General features: G+C 62.0%; 19 protein-coding genes, 1 tRNA gene and 1 pseudogene. 10 read left to right on the forward strand and 11 right to left on the reverse strand.

Annotated elements, in window-relative coordinates:
• Positions 1-20: 20 nt before the first annotated feature.
• From ACXYMS_RS12435 to ACXYMS_RS12445, 3 genes are all read right to left on the reverse strand, one after another.
• Positions 21-104: transfer RNA gene (locus ACXYMS_RS12435), tRNA-Leu, on the reverse strand.
• 86 nt (positions 105-190) lie between these two features.
• The gene (locus tag ACXYMS_RS12440; RefSeq protein ID WP_458906712.1) at positions 191-2,671 is read right to left on the reverse strand and encodes a penicillin-binding protein 1A; all 2,481 of its coding nucleotides are present in this window, start codon (positions 2,669-2,671) and stop codon (positions 191-193) included.
• A gap of 84 nt (positions 2,672-2,755) precedes the next feature.
• Positions 2,756-3,982, reverse strand: coding sequence for an N-acetylmuramoyl-L-alanine amidase (locus tag ACXYMS_RS12445; RefSeq protein WP_458906714.1), 1,227 nt, complete (start codon positions 3,980-3,982; stop codon positions 2,756-2,758).
• Positions 3,983-4,542: 560 nt separating this feature from the next.
• Between ACXYMS_RS12445 and ACXYMS_RS12450 the strand changes: the two genes are divergently transcribed.
• Positions 4,543-7,167 (forward strand): Rne/Rng family ribonuclease, encoded by a 2,625-nt coding sequence (locus ACXYMS_RS12450; RefSeq protein WP_458906716.1) that lies wholly within the window; start codon positions 4,543-4,545, stop codon positions 7,165-7,167.
• 55 nt (positions 7,168-7,222) lie between these two features.
• Here ACXYMS_RS12450 and ACXYMS_RS12455 read toward each other — a convergent pair.
• Both ACXYMS_RS12455 and ACXYMS_RS12460 read right to left on the reverse strand, forming a co-directional pair.
• Positions 7,223-7,717: pseudogene (locus ACXYMS_RS12455) on the reverse strand (GNAT family N-acetyltransferase); the annotation flags it as partial.
• A 1-nt stretch (position 7,718) separates the two neighbouring features.
• A complete protein-coding gene (locus ACXYMS_RS12460) occupies positions 7,719-8,873 on the reverse strand; it encodes a pyridoxal phosphate-dependent aminotransferase (protein WP_458906718.1) in 1,155 nt (384 codons plus the stop codon).
• Between the two features lie 149 nt (positions 8,874-9,022).
• Here ACXYMS_RS12460 and ACXYMS_RS12465 point away from each other — a divergent pair, with 149 nt between their 5' ends.
• The 6 genes from ACXYMS_RS12465 to ACXYMS_RS12490 all read left to right on the forward strand — a co-directional run bounded on the left by ACXYMS_RS12465 (position 9,023) and on the right by ACXYMS_RS12490 (position 13,748).
• The gene (locus ACXYMS_RS12465; RefSeq protein WP_458906720.1) at positions 9,023-9,895 is read left to right on the forward strand and encodes a DsbA family protein; all 873 of its coding nucleotides are present in this window, start codon (positions 9,023-9,025) and stop codon (positions 9,893-9,895) included.
• Between the two features lie 82 nt (positions 9,896-9,977).
• On the forward strand, positions 9,978-10,415 hold the full coding sequence (aroQ, locus tag ACXYMS_RS12470; protein WP_458906722.1) for a type II 3-dehydroquinate dehydratase: 438 nt from the start codon (positions 9,978-9,980) through the stop codon (positions 10,413-10,415).
• A 33-nt stretch (positions 10,416-10,448) separates the two neighbouring features.
• Complete coding sequence (accB, locus tag ACXYMS_RS12475) at positions 10,449-10,946, forward strand: acetyl-CoA carboxylase biotin carboxyl carrier protein (protein WP_458906724.1); 498 nt, start codon at positions 10,449-10,451, stop codon at positions 10,944-10,946.
• A gap of 11 nt (positions 10,947-10,957) precedes the next feature.
• Complete coding sequence (gene accC, locus ACXYMS_RS12480) at positions 10,958-12,304, forward strand: acetyl-CoA carboxylase biotin carboxylase subunit (protein WP_458906726.1); 1,347 nt, start codon at positions 10,958-10,960, stop codon at positions 12,302-12,304.
• A 38-nt stretch (positions 12,305-12,342) separates the two neighbouring features.
• Entirely contained in the window at positions 12,343-12,975 is a 633-nt protein-coding gene (gene aat / locus ACXYMS_RS12485; protein WP_458906728.1) for a leucyl/phenylalanyl-tRNA--protein transferase, read from the forward strand.
• Positions 12,972-13,748, forward strand: coding sequence for an APH(3') family aminoglycoside O-phosphotransferase (locus ACXYMS_RS12490; RefSeq protein WP_458906730.1), 777 nt, complete (start codon positions 12,972-12,974; stop codon positions 13,746-13,748). Before aat ends, ACXYMS_RS12490 begins: the two co-directional genes overlap by 4 nt.
• Before the next feature lie 3 nt (positions 13,749-13,751).
• On the opposite strand, the gene ACXYMS_RS12495 is transcribed toward ACXYMS_RS12490, so the two are convergent.
• From ACXYMS_RS12495 to ACXYMS_RS12520, 6 genes are all read right to left on the reverse strand, one after another.
• The gene (locus ACXYMS_RS12495) at positions 13,752-14,246 is read right to left on the reverse strand and encodes a GyrI-like domain-containing protein (RefSeq protein WP_458906732.1); all 495 of its coding nucleotides are present in this window, start codon (positions 14,244-14,246) and stop codon (positions 13,752-13,754) included.
• Positions 14,247-14,270: 24 nt separating this feature from the next.
• Entirely contained in the window at positions 14,271-14,459 is a 189-nt protein-coding gene (locus ACXYMS_RS12500) for a hypothetical protein (protein ID WP_458906734.1), read from the reverse strand.
• Between the two features lie 51 nt (positions 14,460-14,510).
• Complete coding sequence (locus ACXYMS_RS12505; RefSeq protein ID WP_458906736.1) at positions 14,511-15,056, reverse strand: SDR family NAD(P)-dependent oxidoreductase; 546 nt, start codon at positions 15,054-15,056, stop codon at positions 14,511-14,513.
• Between the two features lie 83 nt (positions 15,057-15,139).
• Entirely contained in the window at positions 15,140-15,562 is a 423-nt protein-coding gene (locus ACXYMS_RS12510) for a DUF2155 domain-containing protein (protein WP_458906738.1), read from the reverse strand.
• A 13-nt stretch (positions 15,563-15,575) separates the two neighbouring features.
• Positions 15,576-15,962 (reverse strand): NADH:ubiquinone oxidoreductase subunit NDUFA12, encoded by a 387-nt coding sequence (locus ACXYMS_RS12515; RefSeq protein WP_458907017.1) that lies wholly within the window; start codon positions 15,960-15,962, stop codon positions 15,576-15,578.
• 187 nt (positions 15,963-16,149) lie between these two features.
• Positions 16,150-16,731, reverse strand: a complete 582-nt coding sequence (locus ACXYMS_RS12520; RefSeq protein WP_458906740.1) for a TetR/AcrR family transcriptional regulator — start codon at positions 16,729-16,731, stop codon at positions 16,150-16,152.
• Positions 16,732-16,813: 82 nt separating this feature from the next.
• Between ACXYMS_RS12520 and ACXYMS_RS12525 the strand changes: the two genes are divergently transcribed.
• The 3 genes from ACXYMS_RS12525 to ACXYMS_RS12535 all read left to right on the forward strand — a co-directional run bounded on the left by ACXYMS_RS12525 (position 16,814) and on the right by ACXYMS_RS12535 (position 23,202).
• Complete coding sequence (locus ACXYMS_RS12525; protein ID WP_458906742.1) at positions 16,814-17,752, forward strand: phosphotransferase; 939 nt, start codon at positions 16,814-16,816, stop codon at positions 17,750-17,752.
• Positions 17,749-18,933 (forward strand): MFS transporter, encoded by a 1,185-nt coding sequence (locus ACXYMS_RS12530; protein WP_458906744.1) that lies wholly within the window; start codon positions 17,749-17,751, stop codon positions 18,931-18,933. The genes ACXYMS_RS12525 and ACXYMS_RS12530 overlap by 4 nt, the downstream gene beginning before the upstream one ends.
• 564 nt (positions 18,934-19,497) lie before the next feature.
• Positions 19,498-23,202 carry a vitamin B12-dependent ribonucleotide reductase gene (locus ACXYMS_RS12535; RefSeq protein ID WP_458906745.1) on the forward strand — a complete coding sequence of 1,235 codons (3,705 nt, stop codon included), beginning with the start codon at positions 19,498-19,500 and terminating at the stop codon, positions 23,200-23,202.
• Positions 23,203-23,701 lie beyond the last annotated feature (499 nt).

Raw genomic sequence — 23,701 nt, forward strand, 5'->3', positions numbered from 1 at the left:
ACCATTGCTATCAGGAAGATTGGTGCCCCCCGCCGGACTCGAACCGGCACGCCTCGCAGCGGAGGATTTTGAGTCCTCTGCGTCTACCATTCCGCCAGAGGGGCACGGGCTCGGTTCCTAACCGAGAAATTTGGCGCGCGCAACTGGGCGCAGCGCGATCTCACCAGTCGCGATAGCGTCGCGCCGACGACTAGAGCAGGCTCTCAGCGGGGCCGAAACTGGGATCGAGAAATGTTCCATTTCCGCTCGGCTGCGTTGTGGTGAAGCCGCTGCCATAGTTCTGCTGCATCATCTGCTCGCGCTGGATGGCATCGAAACCCTGCACGTCGAGCCCGATCACCGAGGTCATCAGATTGGGTCCAGTCCCAGGCTTGAACGCCTCGGCAATCGCTGACTCGCCCTCGAATGCCTTGACCCCGGTGCTAGGATTGATCCAGGCCGTGCTCATGCCAGTGGGCACATTGAACGGTGTCGGCGGCCTGCCTTGCAGGGCCCGACTCATGAAATCGGTAAAGATCGGCACCGCCATGTCGCCGCCGGTGGAGGATGAGCCCATGGAACGCGGCTGATCGTAGCCGATATAGACGCCGACTGCCATTTCAGGTGTGAAGCCAACGAACCAGGCGTCCTTGTAGTCATTGGTCGTGCCGGTCTTGCCCGCAACAGGCCGGTTGAGAGCCCTTGCCTTGGAGCCGGTGCCGCGCTGCACCACGCCTTCCATCATCGATGTGACCTGGTAGGCAGTCATCGGGTCGAGCACCTGCGGTCGATTGTCGATGATGCGGGGTTCGCCCTGGCCATTCCAGTCCGCGGCCTGGCAGCCATCGCAGACCCGCTGGTCGTGGCGGTAAACAGTTGTTCCGTATCGGTCCTGAACCCGATCGATCAGCGTCGGCACGATCTTGCGCCCGCCATTGGCGATAGTGGCATAGGCGGCTGTCATCCGCATGGCCGTGGTTTCGCCAGCGCCCAGCGCCATGGCCAGCACGGGCTGCATATTGTCGTAAATTCCGAAGAGCTGGGCGTAATCGGCGATCAGCGGCATGCCGATGTCGCGCGCCAGCCGCACCGTCATCACGTTGCGGCTGCGCTCAATGCCGCGTCGCAGCGTCTGCGGTCCATAGAATTCCTGCGCATAATTCTCCGGCCGCCAGACCGAGCCGTCCGCCATGCGAACCTCCACGGGCGCATCCAGCACCACCGAGGCCGGCGTATAGCCGTTGTCGAGCGCGGCCGCATAGACGATAGGCTTGAATGACGAGCCCGGCTGGCGCAGAGCCTGCGTGGCCCGATTGAATTCGCTCTCGGCGAACGAGAAACCGCCCACCATGGCCAGCACGCGCCCCGTGCGCGGGTCCATGGCCACCAGCGCGCCCTCGATTTCAGGCACCTGTTCGAGCGTATAGATACCGCCCTGACCGGCCACCGGCGAGACATAGACGACATCGCCGGTTTTGAGAATGTCCTGCACAGGCTTGGAAATCCATTTGATTTCGGGGCCCGACAGAGTGCCTTCTATGCGGCTGGTCGTAATCGCTCCGTCAACATCGTCGTCGGGCCGCAGTCCGATGCGCGCCTCGTTGCTTCCGACGTCCAGCACCACCGCGAGCTGCCACTCGGGCACGTCGCTCAACGGCTCGATGGCCGATACGGCCAGGCCCCAGTCCTCGCCCAGCTCGACGCTCGCCACCGGACCGCGGAACCCGCGCTGATGGTCGAACTCGACCAGGCCATCCATCAGTGCCCGGCGAGCATATTCCTGCAGGCGCGGCTCCAGCGTCGTGCGCACCGAAAGGCCGCCGCCGTAAAGCTGGTCCTCGCCATAGAGCTTAGCCAGCTCCCGGCGCACTTCCTCGGTGAAATATTCGGCTGAATAGAGCTGGCTGCCGGCGGCGCGGGGGATCACATTCAGCGGCTCCCCCTGCGCGATGGCCGCTTCCTCATAGGTTACATAGCCATTCTCGACCATGCGGTCGATCACCCAGTTGCGCCGCTCGATGGCCGCCTCCACCCGGCGAAACGGATGATAATTGTTCGGCCCCTTGGGCAGGGCCGCGATATAAGCGGCCTCGGGCAAGGTCAACTGATAGAGCGCCTTGTCGAAATAGTTGAGCGCCGCCGCGGCCACCCCATAGGAATTGAGCCCGAGGAAAATCTCGTTGAGATAGAGTTCGAGAATTTTGTCCTTGGTGAAGGTGGATTCGATCCGCAGTGCCAGCACCGCTTCCTGGATCTTGCGGTCCCAGGTCTGCTCCGAGGTGAGCAGGAAGTTCTTGGCCACCTGTTGGGTGATTGAGGAACCGCCGCCCTGGATGGAATTGTTGCCATCCAGCCGCGCCACCACATTGTCGCGAAAGGCCCGGATCACGCCATCGACCGCAATGCCGCTATGGCTGTAAAAATCCTTGTCCTCGGCTGACAGGAAGGCCTGCACCAGCAGCGGCGGCACCGTCTCGATAGGCTGGAACAGGCGCCGCTCGCGGGCATATTCGGCCAGCAACGTGCCATCCGCGGCATGGACGCGCGTGGTCACCGGCGGTTGATAGTCCTGAAGCACCGTGTAGTCCGGCAATTGCGACGTCACCGCCACCAGATAGACAGCTGCGACCGCGACCCCGCCAAGGGCGAGGAACATGCCAAAGCCAAACAGCCAGCCAAGCAGACGGAACATCCGGTCAGGTTCTCCTTGCCGCCAAAGCGGTCATTGCGGAATCATAGCAGAACCACGCCGCGATTGTGATCACCACCACGGCACTCACGGCTCCCCCTCCAGGCTGTCGAAATAGGTGGAGATACCGCGCGCAATGGCCTCGGCGGTACGATCCCGCCAGTCCGACTGCATGAGATTGGCCATGTCGCTGGCATTGGAGAGGAACCCCAGTTCGACCAGCACCGAGGGCACATCGGGGGCCTGCAGCACGAAGAAATCGGCCTGCCGTACTGGAAAACGCCGCAGGGCCACGCTCGGCTCCAATTGATGCACGATGGACTGCGCCGCCATATAGGACTGCACCCGCATTTCGCGCCGCATCAGGTCGAGCAGGATCCCCACCACTTCGGGCGCCATTGTCTGCGGCATGGCGAACCCCGCGATCACATCCGAGGCATTCTCATTGTCCGCCAATACCTTGTCGAGCACGTCGGTGGCGTTCTCGTCGCGCGTATAGACCGATGCGCCACGGATTTCCGGCTGCTGGAAACTGTCGGCATGCAGCGACACGAACAGATCCGCCTTGTTGGTCCGCGCCAGTTCCACCCGCTCTTCCAGCCGAAGGTACGAGTCATCCTCGCGTGTCAGCGCCACATCGAACCGCCCCGAGGCCACCAGCAACTCCTGGAGACGCAGCGAAAAGGCCAACACGATGTCCTTTTCCTTGACGCCTTCGGGCGTTTCGGCCCCGCTGTCGATACCGCCATGGCCCGGATCAATCACCACCAGAGGCCGTGTCGCTATGGGCAGTTCCGAGCCGCCGGCAGGTGTCGGGACCGCCGGCGCCACGCTTTCCGACACCAGCCTGTCGCGTTCGACATTAGCGGCGAACTCTGCCTCCGTGGCGGCAATGATGTCGACCACCAGTCGGGCCGGCTGACCCTCGAAGGCATCGAGCACATAAGCCTGCTGCACCTGGGCCGGAGCGGCCAGCGTAAGGGTGGTGCGCACGCGATCGGCTGCCGCCTGTTCGATAGCATAGGCCGAAACCAGCCCCTCTTCGCTGGGCGCGCCCTCCGGCTCCGGCACTGAGAACGTCCCTGCCCGGACGTCGATCGCAAGCCGATGCGGATCATCGAGGGAAACAAAGGAAAACGCGGTGCGCTCGGCCAGGTCAACCACCAGTCGCGCGCGATCCTTCGTGGCGGTCAACCGCGCATCGATCACGTTGGGCAAAGGTGGAAGGGTCGCGTCCTGCCCCTGTCCCGCCGGCAGGCAAGCCAGGAAAGCCAGGAGGCCCGCGGCGATGCGTATCAGAAAATGTCTGGCCAAGACGTCGACCGACTCCCAAAAGACTGGGCCGCTGGATGCCGCGTGGATGCGGCGATTCTTCGGCAGGTTGTGGCCTTATGCGATGATTTGCGTCATGGGCCAAGAAAGGAGGCTGCAAAACCAGTGCGCAGCGGCCGATTTGACTTTCCTGTTGCCATTCCGGCGCAACTTTCCTACACGCTAGTAATGCAGGTGCGTGCGGTTCGCGGCCGTTTTCGGGGTTTCGACTTTGCCCCCTATGGCCCGAACGGACGTTGCGGTTTGAACGCCCTGCAATGACGAATTTCGGCCCAACCGGGCCGGACGGTGGCAGGCTCTGGCCTGACATCCAATAGGAAGAGGTCATATGGCCCGCTGGCGAACTGAGCGCGACGCGATCGAATTGACCGATTGCCGCTTTGCTTCGCCTTCAAAGCCGGCCGTGACCGAACAGACCCCGGCGCAGAACGTGAGAGGTTCGCGCCTCCCAACATCAAACCTATTCGCCCCGCAATGCGCTACGATCAGGATGCCGGCTTTCCGGCGTCCTCCTGTCGGCGCGCGGGTGCGCGGAGTTCATTATGGCGACCAAGAGAATGCTGGTGGATGCCATCCACCCGGAAGAAACACGGATTGTCGTTACCGCCGGTAACCGGCTCGAGGAGTTCGACTTCGAATCGGCGACCCGCCGCCAGTTGCGGGGCAATATCTATCTCGCGAAAGTCACGCGGGTTGAGCCGAGCCTGCAGGCTGCCTTTGTCGAATATGGCGGTAACCGCCACGGCTTCCTGGCCTTTTCCGAAATCCACCCCGACTATTACCAAATCCCTGTAGCCGATCGCGAAGCTTTGCTGCGCGACGAAGAGCACGACGACGCGCACCAGGAAGACGAGAACATCTCGTTGCCCGAAGGCGTGACCGAGCCGGACGCCGAGGCTGATCCGCAGGAGCCGGGCGACGCCTCCCACATCGAGCAGGCCCCCGCCAATAGCGAGCCGGTTGAGTCCATCGGTGGCGCCGATGCGCTCGAGGAAGTGCCCGAGCGCCGCCGCTCCAGCCAGCACCGCCGCCATCAGTACAAGATTCAGGAAGTCATCAAGCGTCGCCAGGTCATGCTGGTGCAGGTGGTCAAGGAAGAACGCGGCAACAAGGGCGCGGCGCTCACTACCTATCTCTCTCTGGCCGGTCGCTATTCTGTGCTCATGCCCAATACCGCCCGTGGCGGCGGCATTTCGCGCAAGATCACCAATGCCGCCGACCGCAAGCGACTCAAGGAAATCACTTCGGACCTGGAAGTGCCCCAGGGCATGGGCGTGATCCTGCGCACCGCCGGCGCATCACGCACCAAAGCCGAGGTCAAGCGCGACTTCGAATACCTGATGCGCCTGTGGGAAAGCGTGCGCACACTGACGCTGGAAAGCTCGGCGCCGTGCCTGGTTTACGAGGAAGGCTCGCTGATCAAGCGGACCATCCGCGATCTCTACAACAAGGACATCGAAGAAGTGCTGGTCGCGGGCGACAACGCCTATCGCGAGGCCAAGGACTTCATGAAGATGATCATGCCGTCCCACGCCAAGAACGTGAAACCCTACGGCGAGGAGCAGCCGCTCTTCTCCCGGTTCGGAGTCGAGAACCAGCTCGATCAGATGTTCTCGCCCACCGTCACCCTGCCCTCGGGCGGCTATATCGTCATCAATCCGACCGAAGCGCTCGTTTCCATCGATGTGAACTCGGGCCGCTCCACCAAGGAGCACAATATCGAGGACACTGCGCTCCAGACCAATCTGGAAGCCGCCGATGAAGTCGCGCGCCAACTGCGCCTGCGTGACTTGGCCGGCCTCATCGTCATCGACTTCATCGACATGATGGAGAACCGGTCCAACCGGGCCGTCGAGCGCAAGCTCAAGGATTGCCTCAAGGACGACCGCGCCCGCATCCAGGTGGGCCGCATCTCCCATTTCGGCCTCATGGAAATGAGCCGCCAGCGCATCCGTTTCGGCGTGGTGGAAAGCTCCACCCATAAATGCCCGATCTGCGATGGCACCGGCCTCGTTCGTTCCACCGAGAGCCTGGCGCTGATGATCATGCGTCATATCGAGGACCATGTGCTGCGCAAGCAGGGCCAGTCGATCAATGTGCGCGTTCCCATCGAGGTCGCGCTCTACATCCTCAACTTCAAGCGCGAGACCCTGTCGCAGCTTGAGATGCGCAACAACCTCTCCATCACCATCACGGCCGATGGCAAGATGACCGGCCACCAGTTTGCCATCGAAAAGGGCGAAACCCGCGTCTCGGCCTATGCCGATCAGCGCGCCGCCGTCCATGTGCGCGTCGACAGCGCCATTATCGAGGATGCCGACGAGGAAGAGCTGGACGCCGAGGTCGAAGAGACCGAGGAGACCGAAGCGCGTGCGGCGGACGCAGGTGAAGGCGATGGCACCGGCCGTCGTCGTCGCCGTCGCCGTCGCCGCGGTGGCCGCAATGGCGACCAGCCAAACCAGAACGCCGTCGAAGGCAATGGCGACAGCGATGCGGATGCCGAAAGCGACGCTGAGGGTGACGACGCTGACTCCGGTGAAGAATCGGCGACCGGCGCATCCGGAGAAAGCGATGCTGACGGCGAGAACCGCCGCCGCCGCCGCCGCGGCCGTCGTGGCGGTCGCCGCAACCGTCGCGACCAGAATGGTGAAACCGGTTCCGAAGGGGGCGAGGCCGCCGTTTCTGCGCCAGACGACGCCGTTGTCGATCACGTGGTGATGGACGCCGAAGCCGAGCCGCAGCCATCCGACAAGCCCAAGCGCAGTCGCCGCAAGAAGGTCACCGAAACCGAGGACACGGCGCCCGCCGAATCCGCGCCGGTAGAGGCCGTCGAAACGCCCGCAGAGCCTGTTGCCGAGGAAAAGCCCAAGCGCAAGCCCCGCACCCGCAAGCCCAAGGCGGAAACCGCTGACGCCGCTCCGGAAGTGGCTGTGGCAGAGGCTGCACCGGCAAAGCCGGCGAAGCCAGCGCCCGCCCCCAAGGCCACGGAACCCGTGGCCGAGGAAAAGCCGGCCCGCTCGCGCCGCGTGAAGAAGGAACTGCCGCCAGAAGGCGTTGTCGTCTCCTCCAGCGCAGCACCGGCAGAAGCCGAAGCAGAACAGGCTGACAGCGAGCCGGACAAGAAGAAGAAGGTCGGCTGGTGGCAGCGCCGCCTCGGCCTGGGCTAGAAAACACCAAGGGCGGCCTCCGGGCCGCCCCCCCTCTCGTTCGGATCGCGCTCGAGCTGCGTCGATGGCGAAAGACGATGTCAGCCGGGTCCTGCCGCTGTGCCCCGTCGTCGCGGACACCGCCCAGACGTTCCGCGACCCGGATCGAAGCGTGGTTTTCCCGATCGACATAGCTGACCAGGCTGTCCAGCCCCAGATGATCAAAGGCCCAGTTGCGCAGGGCGGCTGCAGCCTCGTGGGCATAGCCATTGCCCTCGAACCCGGCGTAAAGCAGCCAACCGATCTCCTTTTCCGGGAAAAGCGGGCCATGGTTGATACCCACCTGCCCGACGCATTCCTGCGTATCGGTGCGGTGGACCATCAGCGCTCCGTGTCCGACAAGCTCCCACAGGGCGACGTCGTGACAGAACGAGACCCAGGCGCCGCGCAGATCAAACGGGCCGCCCATAAATTGCGCCCGCTTGGACATCATCGCATCCCGGTAGGCCGAAAAATGGTTCATATCGGGCGGGCGAAGCTCCAGCCGGGCTGTGTGCAATGTCGGGATCATCTCATCCTCCCCCCGCGAGAAAGCCGCGCATTCGCTCCAGCGCCTGCTCCACCGTCTGCCGCGTACCCGCGTAGCTGAACCGCACAAAGCCATTGCCATCGATACGGTCGAAATCCACGCCCGGCGTCGCGGCAACGCCGGCCAGGTCCAGCATATCCAAGCAGAACGCCATGGAATCATTGGAGAAACGGGTGATCCCCGCATAGGCGTAAAAGGCACCATCGCCCTCTGCCGGCAGATCGAATCCCAGGTCACGCAATCCCCGGTTCAGCAGTGCGCGGTTCTGCGCATAGGCCGCCTTCTGCACTTCTGCGTAATCTCGCTCTCCCAAGGCCACGGTGGCAGCTATCTGGCTCAGCGTCGGCGCGGAGATAAAGAGATTTTGCTGCAATATTTCGGCCCGCCTGATCATTGCCTCGGGCAGCACCATCCAACCAATGCGCCAGCCGGTCATGCAATAGTATTTTGAAAAGCTGTTGATAATGATGGCGTCTCGCGTCAGTTCCAGCGCACTGACCGACGGGCCGGCATAATCCAGCCCATGGTAGATTTCGTCAGAAATAAAGGTGACCCCGAGCCGGGCGCAGGTCTCGACAATATCCGCAAGCTGCCGGCGGTTGACCGACGCGCCGGTGGGATTGGCCGGACTGGCAAAGAGCAACCCGTCGAACGGCAGCCGTGCATAGGCGGCCGCGATCTGCTCTCCGGTCAGCCGCCAGCCATTGCTAGCGCTGAGCGGAATTTCAGCCACGCCGAAACCAAGGCCGAGCAGCGTATTCACATAGGCCGGGTAGCCCGGCCGTGTGATGGCAACGCGCGCGCCCGGCCTGAAGGCCGTATGGAACGCTAGGATGAAACCGGCCGACGACCCCATGGTCGCCAGGATCAGTTCGGGATCGACCGAAGCCTTGTGCTGGTCCTCGTAATAGCGCGCCAGCGCCTCGCGCAATTCGGTGAGGCCCTTGGCATTGGTATAGCCTTGGGGCAGCGGCAGCGCCTCGCCCACCGCCTCGATAACGCCCGGCGCTGGTGGGGCGCCGGGTTCTCCGATTTCGAGGTGGCACACGACGCTCCCCCCGGCCTCCAGCGCCTTGGCGCGTTTGAGAATATCCATGGCAAAAAATGGCATCAGGCCGTCAGGCGGTGTAGTGGTCATTGCAACTCCGTCGCTGCATCGGGCGTAGCCCGAAGCGTCCGGCTTCTCAACAACAATTGAAGCGGTGACGAGCCGCCTGACCATGGACGGGTGCTACTCTGGCTTCCGGTCTGCTAGAGAGAACCGGCATGACTCGCCTGGAGCCTAGAATGAACAATCTTTCCATCGTGCTGGCAGCTGTGGCCGGCATCCTCGCCGGTGCCTTGGGATATTCCGTTCTCAACCAGCCGGACCCGCAAACGGACACCGTCGCCGTCCGGGCCATAGTCCAGGAGGTGCTTGATGAACAGGCGGCGCTCGCCCTTGCCGCAGCGACCGCTCCGGTCGATGAACCGGCACTCGCCGAGATCGATCCAGCAGTCATCAATCCGATGATCGAATCCTATCTGCTCAGCGAACCCAAATTGCTCCAGCGCATGTCGGCCGCCCTCGAGGCGACCTTGCAGTCCGAGGAACAGGAACGCTCATCCATGGCGCTGTCCGAGTTCCACGACAAGATCTTCAACGCACCGGATCAGATCGTCCTGGGCAATCCGGACGGCGACGTCACCCTGGTCGAGTTCTTTGACTACAATTGCGGGTATTGCCGCGCTGCCCTGCCGGACATGGCCGCTCTCCTGGCCGAGGACCCCAACCTCAAGGTTATCCTCAAGGAATTCCCCATCCTCTCAAACGAATCCATCGATGCGGCCCGCGTCGCCGTGCTCGTCGGCCAATCCGATGCCAGCTACTGGGATTTCCATCAGGCGCTGTTCACCAGCAGGGGCAAGGTCGACAAGACCGTCGCCCTCGCCGCAGCGCAGGATCTGGGCCTGTCTCCGGTCGAGCTGGAACTGCAGATGGGTGGCCAGGACGTGGCCCAGACCATCCAGGCATCCTACGAGATCGCCCAGGCGCTGGGCATAACCGGCACCCCCACCTATATCATCGGTAACGAGATCGTTCCTGGTGCTATCGGTGCCGATGAATTGCGGGCCCGCATCGCCGATATGCGCGCCTGTGGGAAGACCCAGTGCAGTTGAGACGGCCAGTCTGGTGTTTTCAGTGCATTTCGTGTAACCGCCCTTGCGCCGGCCAAAAAGGCCGGTGCACAAGGCTTGGATCATGACAAAACGCGTTCTCGTCCTCAATGGCCCGAACCTCAACCTGCTCGGCACCCGCGAGCCAGGCACTTATGGCGCCGAAACGCTCAAGGATGTCGAGGCGCTCTGCAAGGCCGCCGCTGACGAATTGGACTTGGCGCTGGATTTCCGCCAGTCCAACCACGAAGGCGAACTAGTCACCTGGATTCAGGATGCCCGCAAGACTGCGGACGGCATTCTCATCAATCCGGCCGCCTATTCTCACACTTCGGTCGCCATTCACGATGCCCTCCGGGCCGTGAACCTGCCGGTCGCCGAAGTGCATCTGACCAATATCCATCAGCGCGAAGCGTTCCGGCACCATTCCTACGTGTCTTCGGTCGCTTTCGGTGTCATTTGCGGCTTTGGCTCGCTTGGATATAAACTGGCCCTCATGGCCTTGGCCGAAAAACTCAAATAACGCTTCGACGCGAGAAGCCGGGAGACCGATAGAATGACCAAGTCATCACAGGTGGATCAGGATCTGATCCGCGCCATTGCCGAACTGCTCAACAAGGAAAACCTTGCAGAGATCGAGATCGAGCAGGAGGATTTCCGGGTCCGCGTCACCCGATCCTATCCGGTCGAAGGCCCGTCCTATGCTGCGCCCATGCAATATATGGCCCCGCCAGCCGCTGCTGCACCCGCCGCCCCGAGCGCGCCCGCCGGCTCTGTGCCAGCTGCAGCCCCCGCCAAGGCCGAGGATCTCGCCTCCAACCCCGGCACGTTGCCCTCCCCCATGGTGGGCACCGCTTATCGTTCGCCCGAACCGGGCAAACCGACATTTGTTGAAGTCGGCGCCAAGGTCACCGAGGGCCAGACCGTCCTCATCATCGAGGCGATGAAGACCATGAACCAGATTCCGGCGCACCGCTCGGGCACCGTCACCCGTATTCTCGTGGAGGACGCCCAGCCGGTCGAGTATGGCGAGCCGCTCGTCGTCATCGAATAAGGGGACTTCCAGTGTTTCAGAAAGTCCTCATCGCCAATCGCGGCGAAATCGCCCTTCGCATCCTGCGCGCCTGCAAGGAAATGGGCATCGCCACCGTCGCAGTCCATTCCACTGCTGACGCCAATGCTATGCATGTGCGCCTCGCCGATGAAAGCGTCTGCATCGGTCCCAATCAGGCCCGTGACAGCTATCTCAACATTCCGTCCATCATGGCGGCTTGCGAGATCACCGGCGCCGATGCCGTGCATCCGGGCTATGGCTTCCTCTCGGAAAATGCCCGCTTCGCCAAGATCCTGACCGAGCACAACGTCACTTTCATCGGCCCCTCCGCCCATCACATTGAGATCATGGGCGACAAGATCACGGCCAAGAAGACCGCCGTTGAATTGGGCATTCCCGTGGTGCCCGGCTCGGCCGGCGCCGTCGAAACCGAGGCCGAGGCCAAGAAGACCGCCAAGGAAATTGGCTATCCGGTGCTGATCAAGGCCACCGCGGGCGGTGGTGGTCGCGGCATGAAGGTCGCCAAGACCGAAAAAGACGTGCTCGAAGCCTGGTCCACGGCCCGTTCCGAAGCCAAGGCCGCTTTCGGCAATGACTCGGTCTATATGGAAAAATACCTCGGCAAGCCGCGGCATATCGAGGTGCAGGTGCTTGGTGATGGCCAGGGCAATGCCGTCCATCTAGGCGTGCGCGACTGCTCATTGCAGCGCCGCCACCAGAAAGTCTGGGAAGAGGCCGGTGGCCCCACCATTTCTCCGTCCGAACGCGACGAGATCGGCGAGATTTGCTCGGCCGCCATGCGCAAGCTGAAATATTCCGGCGCCGGCACCATCGAATTCCTCTACGAAAACGGCGAGTTCTATTTCATCGAAATGAACACGCGCCTCCAGGTGGAACACCCGGTCACAGAGCGCATCACCGGTATCGACATCGTCTATGAGCAGATCAAGGTCGCCTCGGGCGAAAAGCTCTCGATGACCCAGGACCAGGTGCAGTTCTATGGCCACGCCATCGAGGTGCGCATCAATGCCGAGGACCCGCAGACTTTTGCGCCCTCGCCGGGCACCATCACCTTCTACCACCCGGCCGGCGGCGTCGGCATCCGCGTCGATTCGGCGGTCTATCAGGGCTACAAGATCCCGCCCTATTACGATTCGCTGATCGGCAAGCTGATCGTCTACGGCCGCACCCGCGAAGAGTGCCTCAAGCGCCTGAGCCGCGCGGTGGACGAATTCGTCATCGACGGGGTGAAAACCACGCTGCCGCTGTTCCAGCGCCTCCTCAAGGAGCAGGACATCCTCTCCGGCAATTACGACATCCACTGGCTGGAAAATTTCCTCGCCAATAACAAGGCTTAGATGTTGAGGGGCGCGAAAGCGCCCCTTATCTATTGACCATGGCCCGCCACACCGATCCCTTCACCGTCGAGATCACCCCCGAGCTGATCATCCGCGCATATCGCGCCGGCATCTTTCCCATGGCCGAAGACGCGACGGACAATGATGTCTTCTGGGTGAGCCCCGAAATGCGCGGCATCATCCCGCTCGATGGCTTCCACGCCAGCAAAAGCCTGCGCAAGACCATGCGCAAATCCGGCTGGACCATTCGCGTCGATACCGATTGGGACGGTGTCATCGAAGGCTGCGCTACCGTGGGCGAGGAGCGCGACACCACCTGGATCAATGCCTCAATCCGCGCCGTCTATGGCGAGTTGTTCCAGCGCGGCGTCGCCCACACAGTCGAAGTCTGGGACGGTGATGACCTTGTCGGCGGCCTCTACGGCCTCGCCATCGGCGCCGCCTTCTTTGGCGAATCCATGTTCCACCGCCGCACCGACGCCTCCAAGCTCGCCATGGCGCATCTGGTCGATCGCCTCAATGCCGGTGGCTTCGAACTGCTCGATACCCAGTTCCTCACCGATCACCTTGAGTCACTGGGCGGCGTGGAGATTACCCGCGCCGAATACGAAGACCGCCTCGGCCACGCCACCGAAGTGATGGGCGACTGGCACGCCTGGGATCGCCCATGACCATACCGCCCACCCTGCCCGAAAGCATGTCGCCGCTGCACGACCTCGCCTGGACGCCGATCACCATTGGCCAGTCCGGCGCCAGCGTTTGGCGCATCGCTCTGGGCGACGGCAATGCGGTATTTCTCAAGACTGAGCCAATCCACCCACTGGCCGAACTCCCCGGCGAGATCGAGCGCCTGAACTGGCTGACCAGCATGGGCTTCAAGGCGCCGCGCGTCGTGGATGCCGAACAGGGCCGCGATCGCCTCTGGCTGCTGATGAGCGCCGTCCCCGGCGAGGACCTCACCCATTACATCGACCAGCCTGACGTTTTCGTCCGCGCCTTTGCGCAGGGCCTGAAGCGTATTCACGCCCTCGACACCACCACCTGCCCCTTCGACCACGGTTTAGACGCCCGCCTTGCGGAAGCCGAAGCGCGCATCAGTGCAGGCCTGGTCGATGAAGCCGATTTCGACACCGAGCGCCTGGGCCAGACTGCACAGCAGGTTTTCGATTGGCTGAAAGCCAACCGCCCACCTATCGGTCAGCAAATCGTTACCCATGGAGACGCCTCCGGCCCCAACTTACTCGCGCTCGATGGCCGCTTTTCCGGCATGGTCGATTGCGGCCGCACGGGCCTCGCTGATGTGTGGCAAGACCTTGCAACTGCCTGCCGCAGCATCAGGGGCAATATTGGCGAGGAGCACGTGCCCGCATTCCTCGCCGCCTATGGCGCCGAATGGGACGAAGCAAAATACCGCTACTATTGCGCGCTCGACGAGATGTTTTAGCCGCTAGTCCCGCAGCTTGAACGCCAGCGTCGTCACCCATTCATCCATGTTGGGCACCTCTGCCGGGTCGCTTTCATAAAGCTCCAGGCGACAGGCAAAATAGTCGTCCTTGCCTTCGGTCCGTTGGTCGAACGGCTGCTCGGTCAGGTTGGACCACCCGATGAGGACACCGGTGACGGTGATCAACTCATCCGGATGACCATGCCAGGTCACGCCCATGAAGCGCCCGCCTGGCAATTCACCCACGCGCACATCCCCTTCCTCGGGGCCTGGGCGTTCCACCGCGATCCCAGCCTCGACATCGAGCGTTTTGGCCATGTTGATGCGCCGATAATTGTAAAAGGCCGGCCCGATCGGGGTGAGCCCGTGGCGTTCGAGATAGGCAAATAACTGCGGAAACCCTTCATTTGCCGGCCGCTGCATTTGCTGCATGGTCACGGTGAAGGGCACATAGACATAGCTCTGTGTGGGACGTTCGGTAATTTCGGGTAGTGTCATCATAGATTTCGCTCCTCTTAGGCTTCAATCGATCTGCGCGCCGCCCGTGGCATTGGCCAGCGTGGCGGTCATGCTCGATGCGAGGTCGCTCGACAGCAACACGGCGGCATCAGCCACCTGCGCCAGCGACGAAATGCGCCGCAGCGGCGTGTCCTTGGCGACTTCGCGATGCATCTGTTCGAAGGTAATGCCGCGCTCCCTGGCATGGATCATCCAGGCCTCGCGCACACCCGGCGCGTCTGGCGACCCCGGCGAGCGCACCCATCAGCAGCGCACTCCGCGCGGACCGTTTTCGACCGCCAGGTGCCGCAGGAAATGTTCCACCGCCGCACCGGCAATGCCGAAACCGCCCATTTCCGTATAGGCCTCGCGCGCTGCGTTGGCGGTGAACCCTACAATGACACCGCCGCCATTCTCGCCCATGTGGCGGGCCATGATCCCGCCGATATTGAACCAGGATTTCAGCCCCCGCTCGACCGGCATGATGAAGCGGTGATAGCTCATGTCGGCAATGGATTGCCCCTGGGCATCGCCCCAGTCCACGGCGGCAAAGGCGATCTTGACCGGCCCGCTCCTGGCCACGACCGCGTCCAGATGCGCGGCAACGGCATCGGGCTCGAAGACATCGGCCAGGCCCACATGGACCGTACCGCCCGCGTGGCGAATATCCTCGGCCACGGCTTCCAATGGTTCCCGCCGGCGCGCGACCAGATGCACGATTGCCCCCTCGCGAGCAAACTTGCGGGCCACGGCACCGCCAACAGCGCCGCTGCCTCCATAGATGACAGCCACCTTGTCCCTGAGCAACATCGGTATCCCTCCTGGTCGCGCAACTGCGCGCTCCCCTCACGACGAAGGAGACTGGACAGGTTCAACACGAGGTCAGGAAAAATTTAGCGCGCGTCGGGCGGCGGCACGTTTGTGGACGTCTTGCACTCGATCAGCCACACATCATAGACCGCGTGATCGACGGCATTGAGTGCAGGGCTGTCGGCAAACATCCAGCCGGTAAAGATGCGCTCGGTCGAGCCATCTAGACTCCGCTGCTCCACCTCGAGGAAGGCAGATGTGCGCTGAAGCGTGTCGCTGCTGGGCCGGTCGTAACAGGCCCTTGGCGTCAGCTCGAGCGCACCGAACAGCACCGTCTCGTCGATATAGACATCGAAACGGGTGATGCGGCCGGTGATCTTGTCGAGACCGGCAAAGGTCGCCACAGGATTGGCCACGGGCTGCGCCTGCACCGGAGGCGTTGCCGCGATGGCCAAGACGGCCGCTGTCAGCAGCGCCCGCAACAGATTGGTCGATATGATCCGCAAATCCGGTCTGCCCCTATTCGGGCGACCAGGCCTGGTAGTCGCCGGTCACGCGCGGACGCTCGCCCTTGTTGAGCAGGCTCCCGTCGGGACGATAGGCAGCGGCTGTGCCGGTCAGGTTCGGCAAATGCGGCTTTTCCCACGCATGGGGCTCATATTTGGCCTCGCTCGGCACCGCGTCGGAGCGGTGATGCATCCAGCCATGCCAGCCCGGCGGAATGGCCGACGCATCGGCAAAGCCGCCTGCATAGGTCACGTAGCGCCGATTGGCCTTGCGATCCTGATAGTACCGATTGCCCAGCTCGTCAGAGCCCACATAGTCACCGAAGCGCCGGATCCAGAGGCGCGTGCCCCATGTGTTGCCGCTCCACCAGGAGAAGATTTCAGTGAGGAACTGCTTGATACCGGATTTGGCCACGATACGATTCCGAATTGAGGGCGTGGAATTTGGGGCCGGTTTAGCATGAGCGGCCCGGTGAGCCTAGAGCCTGTTCGTGCTTTTGAGTTTGCCCACTGGTCAAATACTAGTCGACCTATTGATCACGCCCCCGGCGTGTCAGCGGATCAGGATGCCCATGCAGTCTGGCCCTTTAGCCGCCCGAATTGTGCAACAATTCCATCATTGCCGCGATCACCCTGTCCTTTTGCGCGTCGCTGGTTCCCGCCAGTCCCTGGATGTGAAGGCCCTGGTCAACTGTTTGCAGCATCTTGCCCAGGCCCGCCAGATTGGCGCTGCTCCCCACCTGCCCCCGCGCGGCGGCGCTGACGAGATTGGCGTGATAGAGCGCTTCTATCTCGCTGGCCGCATCGACCGCGCGCTGAAACGCTCCTTCAGGCACCGTGTCCTTCTGCGTAAGCGTGTTGAGCATGAAGCAGCCGTAATACTGGCTGCCATACTGCAGGCTTCTGAGATTGGCCTCTATATTCTCCAGTCCCATCGGCTGCCGCGTAAGCGCCTCTCGATATTGGCCGATCAGGAAACCGAGGAACCGCTCCAGGGCCGCCACATACAATCCGGCCTTGCCGCCGAATTCCTTGTAGAGACTGAACCGGTTGAGCCCGGTCTGCTCCACCAGGGCTGTCAGATGCGCGCCCTCATAACCAAGCCTCCAGAAGAGACCCATGGCCTTGTCCAGCACCTCTTCACGCACATATCCACGGGGTCGCGCCATTTCAGACCAATCGTTCTGTTATCAATTGACCCGACTCGTCTGGCGGGTTAATCACATATCGTTCTGAAACGGAATTCATGTCATGTCCAGTCAATTGCCAACCGAAGCACTTGCGGCCGCCATTGCTGCTGATCGGCTTGGCTGGGAGGGTTCCCGGGTCGGGCGCTTCACCACCGGCAGTTCGTTCTACGTCTATGAATTGTCCCACCCGCAAGGCGAAGCGGTCATCCGCATTGGCCGACCAGAGCAGCGCGAGGCGCTGATCGACGGCCTGAAGCTGAACGCGACGCTGCGCCCACTTGGCGTGCCGCTGCCCGCCATTTTCGTCGACGGCACCAATGGTGTGCTTCCCTATTTCATCATGCAGCGTCTGGCCGGTACCGATCTCGGGGGCGTCATCGCCGATCTTTCCGGCAACCAGCGCATTGCTATTGCCGAAGCGGTGGCGGCGGCGCAGCTGGCCACCGCTCGTCTGGGCCCCGGTCGCGGCTATGGGTTTGCAGCTGACGGCGCGGCCGCGCCTCATGGTGCCTGGATCGATGTCGTGACTGCCAGCATCGAACGGTCACACCGTCGCATTGCTGCGAACGGGTTATTTTCAACATCAATCGTCAACCCGCTTCGCGACCGCCTCGATGCCCTGCGCTCCGAATTCGACGCCATCCCACCCACGCCTTTCCTGCATGATACGACGACCAAGAATGTTATCGTTGCGCCTGACGGCACGTTTTCCGGCATCGTCGACGTCGATGATTTCTGTTTCGGCGATAGCCGCTTCGCCGCCGCCCTGACCCAGGCGGCAATTATCGCGTTCGGCGGGCCAATGGATTATGTCGGGCCCTGGCTGCATCGCATGGGCCAGTCCGCCGATGACAGCTTCCGCTTCTACGTTACGGTGTTTCTCCTCAATTTCCTTGGTGAGCAAGGCATGGCCTTCAATGGCAATCCGCGCCCGTCTCTGCCGCACGAACGCCAGAGGCTACTCGGCATATACGAGGACGCGCTGAGGACCCTGTCGTGAGCCTCCGTCGCTTCCTCGGTATCTATTATGCCTATGCCTTCCTCTTTGATTTTATCCTGGCCTACGCCTTTTATACGGCGCTGTTCGAGCTCGAGGGCCTGTCCCTGACAGAGATCGGCTTGCTGCTGGCCTTCTGGTCTGCAACAGCCATCATATTCGAAATGCCCTCCGGCGCGCTCTCGGATCATTTTGACCGCCGCTGGCTGCTGGTCGCTGCGCCGCTGTTCAAGGCACTGACATTTCTTCTCTGGATCGTGGCGACCGGCAATTTCTGGCTCTACGCGCTTGGCTTCCTGTTCTGGAGCCTTGCCCAGGCCCTGCAATCGGGCTCCCGTGAGGCTCTGCTGTTCGAACGCATGGCATACGAGGGCCGCAGCGATGACTTCGACAAGGTGCTAGGGCGAGACAATGCCGCCGAGGAACTGGGAATCGGCTTCGGCGCGCTCCTCGGGGGCTTTGTCGCCTTTTACAGCTTCGATTGGGGCCTCTGGCTCTCCATACCGCCGCTACTGCTGGCCTCGGTCCTGGCTTTATTTCTGCACGACGTCCGCCGGGGGAGCGCAGAGCCCGAACCTCTGGAGACACCCGCCGGCTATTTCTCGCACTTCATCGATGCCGCCAATGAATTCCGCCATCACGCCGATCTGCGATTCGTCACCACCTATATCGCGGTGGGCCTAGTGGTCTTCGAGCTGATCGAGGAGTTCGACCAGCTCTACTATCTCGCCGTCAGCCTGCCGGTCTGGGCCTGGGGCATTGCCGGCGCCGGGGTGGAGTTCATCTTCGCCGGAGCAAGCCTTTACGCCTACCGCCTTGCAGGCCGCCCTTGGCTTGCCTGGCTGCTCCCCCTCCTCGGCGGCGCCCTGCTGGTCATCGCCTCCATTGGAGACTCACCCTGGTATGTGCTGCTGCTCTGCGCCGCCTATGTGGTCATGGCGCCGCTCGGCGTCCTGGCCGAAGCCCGTTTCCATCGGGTCATGGAGGGCCGGAGTCGCGCCACAACCACCTCCGCCCTGGTCATGGCGGAGAACGTGGCCGGAATATTGGGCACCCTGGCCTTCGGAGTCCTGGCCGACCGTGTCGGCATCCTGCCCGCCTATGGCTGGGCGGGCGTGACCATGGCGCCCCTGGCGCTCTGGGTTCTCTACGGACAGCGTCGCGGCCTCAGGGCAACAGACTAGATATTGTGCTCTCAACAGTTGCCGCTTTGCCCGAAATTCTGCGCTTGACACCTTGGCGGCCAAACCGATTCTAGACTTTCCAACTATGGCTAATGCCCAGTAAACGCCGACGACCCGAGGCCGAACAGCGAGGAATCCCGTAGCCTTAGGACCGGATTTTCGCGTCACTCATGGGGTCGTTCGACCACTTTGGATTACCCTTCAATTCGCACTGCAAGCGTGCTGTTTTCCTTGCAGTTTGTCCCCGTAATCCACATATTACCCATACTATCCCTTGTTCCTGCGCATAGCTGGCACACTAGGTATTGTGATTTCTGTCGTTGACGCGACCCCTGAATCGACTAACTCTGATCAACGGTTCGGGGCCTTGGGAAATACCGGACAGGTCCTTGGGTATAAAGCGGCGGCAGGACGATCGCCGTAAACCCGGGGCACGGGGCAATTTTCTGGGGTCCGCGCCTCCCGCGGGCTTCGGTTGGTGAAGCGTCAACACAGATTTGAATGAGAAGCCGGGTTTCGGCTGGTGGGCACGTGTGTGCCCGACACTTGGGGATTACGACGACAATGCGCATTGAACGCCGCTTTACCACTGCCAATACGGACCGCTACAGCGCGCTCGAATTCCGCTCGGCAACCAGCGAAATCCGGAACCCCGATGGCTCGGTGGTTTTCAAGCTCGACGATATTGCCGTGCCTGCGACCTGGTCGCAGGTCGCCACCGACATCATTGCGCAGAAATATTTCCGCAAGGCCGGCGTCGCCAAGGTTTTGAAAAAGGTCGAGGAGAACGATGTCCCCTCCTGGTTGTGGCGCTCCGTCCCCGACGAGAAGGCGCTCGCCAAGCTCCCCGAAGCCGAACGCTATGGCTCGGAGATGGATTCGCGCCAGGTGTTTGATCGCCTGGCCGGCACCTGGACCTATTGGGGCTGGAAGGGCGGCTATTTCGACAGCGAGGACGACGCGCGCACCTTCTTTGACGAGCTCGCCTTCATGCTGGCCTCCCAGCGCGTCGCGCCCAATTCCCCGCAATGGTTTAACACCGGTCTGCACTGGGCCTATGGTATCGATGGCCCCGGCCAGGGCCACTTCTACGTGGACCCCTTCACCCACAAGCTGACCCAGTCCAAGAGCTCGTACGAGCATCCCCAGCCGCATGCCTGCTTCATCCAGTCGGTCGACGACGACCTCGTTAACGAAAATGGCATCATGGACCTGTGGGTCCGCGAGGCGCGCCTGTTCAAATACGGCTCCGGCACCGGCACCAATTTCTCGAAACTCCGCGGCGAAGGCGAGCGCCTTTCGGGGGGCGGAAAGTCCTCGGGCCTGATGAGCTTTCTCAAGATCGGCGACCGCGCCGCGGGCGCCATCAAGTCGGGCGGCACCACGCGCCGCGCTGCGAAAATGGTCGTCATCGACATCGACCATCCCGATATCGAGGCCTATATCAACTGGAAGGTGAAGGAGGAGCAGAAAGTTGCTGCCCTCGTTACCGGCTCCAAGGTCGTTTCCAAGCATCTGAAGGCCATTATGAAGGCCGCCGTGAACTGCGAAGGCGGTTCGGGCGACGACTGCTTCGACGTGGCCAAGAACCCTGCCCTCAAGCGCGAAGTCCGCGCTGCCAAGAAGGCGCTGGTGCCGGAGAACTACATCTTCCGCGTCATCCAGTTCGCCCGCCAGGGCTATACCGATCTCGAATTTCCCATCTACGACACCGACTGGGACTCCGAGGCCTATCTGACCGTTTCCGGCCAGAACTCGAACAATTCCGTCCGCGTCACCGATGATTTCCTACGCGCTGTCGAGAACGATGGCGACTGGAACCTGACCGCCCGCAGCAATGGCAAGACCATCAAGACCCTCAAGGCCAATGACCTTTGGGAACAGATAGGTTACGCCGCCTGGGCTTCGGCCGATCCCGGCATCCAGTACCACACCACCATCAATGAGTGGCACACCTCCCCTGCCGCCGGCCCCATCGTCGCGTCCAATCCGTGCTCGGAATACATGTTCCTCGATGACACGGCGTGCAATCTCTGCTCGGTCAACCTGCTCCCCTATCGTAACAAGGATGGCACTTTCGACACCGCCGCCTACGAACACACCGTCCGCCTTTGGACCATTGTGCTCGAAATCTCGGTGATGATGGCCCAGTTCCCGAGCCGCTCGATTGCCGAGCGCTCGTTCGAATACCGGACCCTGGGCATCGGCTACGCCAATATCGGTGGCTTCCTGATGACCTCGGGCATTCCCTATGACTCGGCCGAAGGCCGCGCCATTGCCGGCGCCATCACCGCCATCATGACCGGCGTGTCCTATGCCACCTCGGCCGAAATGGCCAAGGAACTCGGCCCCTTCAAGGATTACAAGCGCAACGCCAAAGCCATGCTGCGCGTCATCCGCAACCATCGCAACGCCGCCCATGGCAATGCGACCGGCTATGAAGAGCTCAGCATCAACCCGGTCCCGCTCGATCACGGCAACCTCAGCGACGCCGCTCTTTCCGAGCGCGCCAAACTGGCCTGGGACAATGCTCTCGCCCTTGGCGAACAGCATGGCTTCCGTAACGCCCAGGTTTCCGTTATCGCCCCCACCGGCACCATTGGTCTGGTGATGGATTGCGACACCACCGGTATCGAGCCCGATTTCGCCCTGGTCAAATTCAAGAAGCTCGCCGGCGGCGGCTATTTCAAGATCATCAACCGCGCCGTGCCCCCGGCCCTGCGCACCCTGGGCTATTCCGAGGACCAGATTGCCGAAATGGAGGCCTATGCGGTCGGCCACGGCAATCTCAACCAGGCCCCCGGCATCAATCCGGCGACCCTGCGCACCAAGGGCTTTACCGACGAGAAGATCGCCGCGCTCAACGCCGCGACCAAATCGGCTTTCGACATCAAGTTCATCTTCAACCAGTGGACCCTGGGTGCCGATTTCCTCAAGTCGCTCGGCGTCACCGACGAGCAGCTGGCCGATTTCTCCTTCGATGTCCTCGGTTTCCTTGGTTTCACCAAGAAAGAAATTGAAGCCGCCAATATCCACGTTTGCGGTGCCATGACGCTCGAAGGCGCGCCCTTCCTCAAGGACGAGCACCTGCCCGTCTTCGATTGCGCCACCCCCTGCGGCAAGATCGGCAAGCGCTATCTCTCGGTGGAATCCCACATCCTGATGATGGCTGCGGCGCAGCCCTTCATCTCGGGCGCCATCTCCAAGACCATCAACATGCCCAATGACGCCACTGTCGAGGACGCCAAGTCCGCTTACATGCTGTCTTGGCGCCTGGCATTGAAGGCCAACGCGCTCTATCGCGACGGCTCCAAGCTGAGCCAGCCGCTCAATTCCTCCGTGCTCGCCGCCGCTGACGACGAGGACGAGGAGGACCAGGTGGAAGCGCTTGCCGCCCTGCCCGCCGCCGCCCGTACCGAAGTCATCGTCGAAAAGATCGTCGAGAAGGTGTTCCGCGAACGCGAAAAAATGCCCGATCGCCGCAAGGGCTACACCCAGAAAGCCGTCGTTGGCGGCCACAAGGTCTATGTCCGCACCGGCGAATATGACGACGGGCGCATTGGCGAGATCTTCATCGACATGCACAAGGAAGGCGCCGCCTTCCGCGCCATGATGAACAATTTCGCCATCGCCATCAGCCTTGGCCTGCAATATGGCGTGCCGCTGGACGAATATGTGGAGGCCTTCACCTTCACCCGCTTCGAGCCGGCCGGCATGGTCATGGGCAATGACCGCATCAAGAACGCCACCTCGATCCTGGACTATGTGTTCCGCGAGCTGGCCGTGTCCTATCTCGACCGGAACGACCTGGCCCATGTCAATCCGGACAGCCCCACTTCGCTCGGCAAGGGCGTTGCCGAGGAACAAGGTGCGCGCACGGCGCCCGCCCCCGCGGCCCCGGTGCCCGCCGAGCGCTTCGTCTCCCGCGGCATGACCCGCGGCAAGGTGCAGAACGCTTCGCTGATGCTGGTCCCCCGCGCCCAGGCCGAAGCCTATAATCCGGTCGGCTCCATGCAGACCTCCACCGTGACGGCCCTCAAGTCCGCCACCGCCCTCAAGATCGACCCGGCCCCCACGGCCCTCAACACCGCCGAACTCGACCCGATCCCCAATCCCCCGCCGAGCAAGGACACCGGCCTCCTCCGCGCCGAAGCCCAAATGAAGGGCTACACCGGCGACCAATGCACCGAGTGCAACAACTTCACCATGGTCCGGAATGGCACGTGTTTGAAGTGCGACACCTGCGGGACGACGACAGGGTGTAGTTGAGGAAGATATAGTGCCGAATAAGTGTAGGCCTTGTTGATAACTGGCCCCGAACATTTCGTTCGGGGCCAAATTACGTTAAGAAAAACAATGGCAGAAGAAGAAAATACACTCGAGGAAACAAAGGCCTCCGTAGAGTGCATAGTTCAATTCGACACATCGGTCCTACCAAGAACCAAAGAACTCGAAAAAGCGTTCTCGTTCCAATCTGCAGCGGCACCCACTCAGCGAATAATTGAACTATACAAACGGCTGCCGCTGACTCCAGCCCATCTCTCCACGACAGGGCGGTCTGCAGCGACCAGATGTGGTGAAAAAGCCGGGCATGGAGCAGTCGCTTGCGGCCATGGTCTGGTGGGCACTGGATGATAGTCCGGAAACCATGGGCGGCACTGTGATGCAGTCCCCGGAATAGTCCGGCAAGGTCCTGCCGAATGCGAAACTTCGATCCGTCCCGCGGGGCAAATCTCTCCGGTGGAGAGATTTGAGGGGAGAAGGCCAT

Source organism: Devosia sp. CAU 1758, from assembly GCF_054482695.1.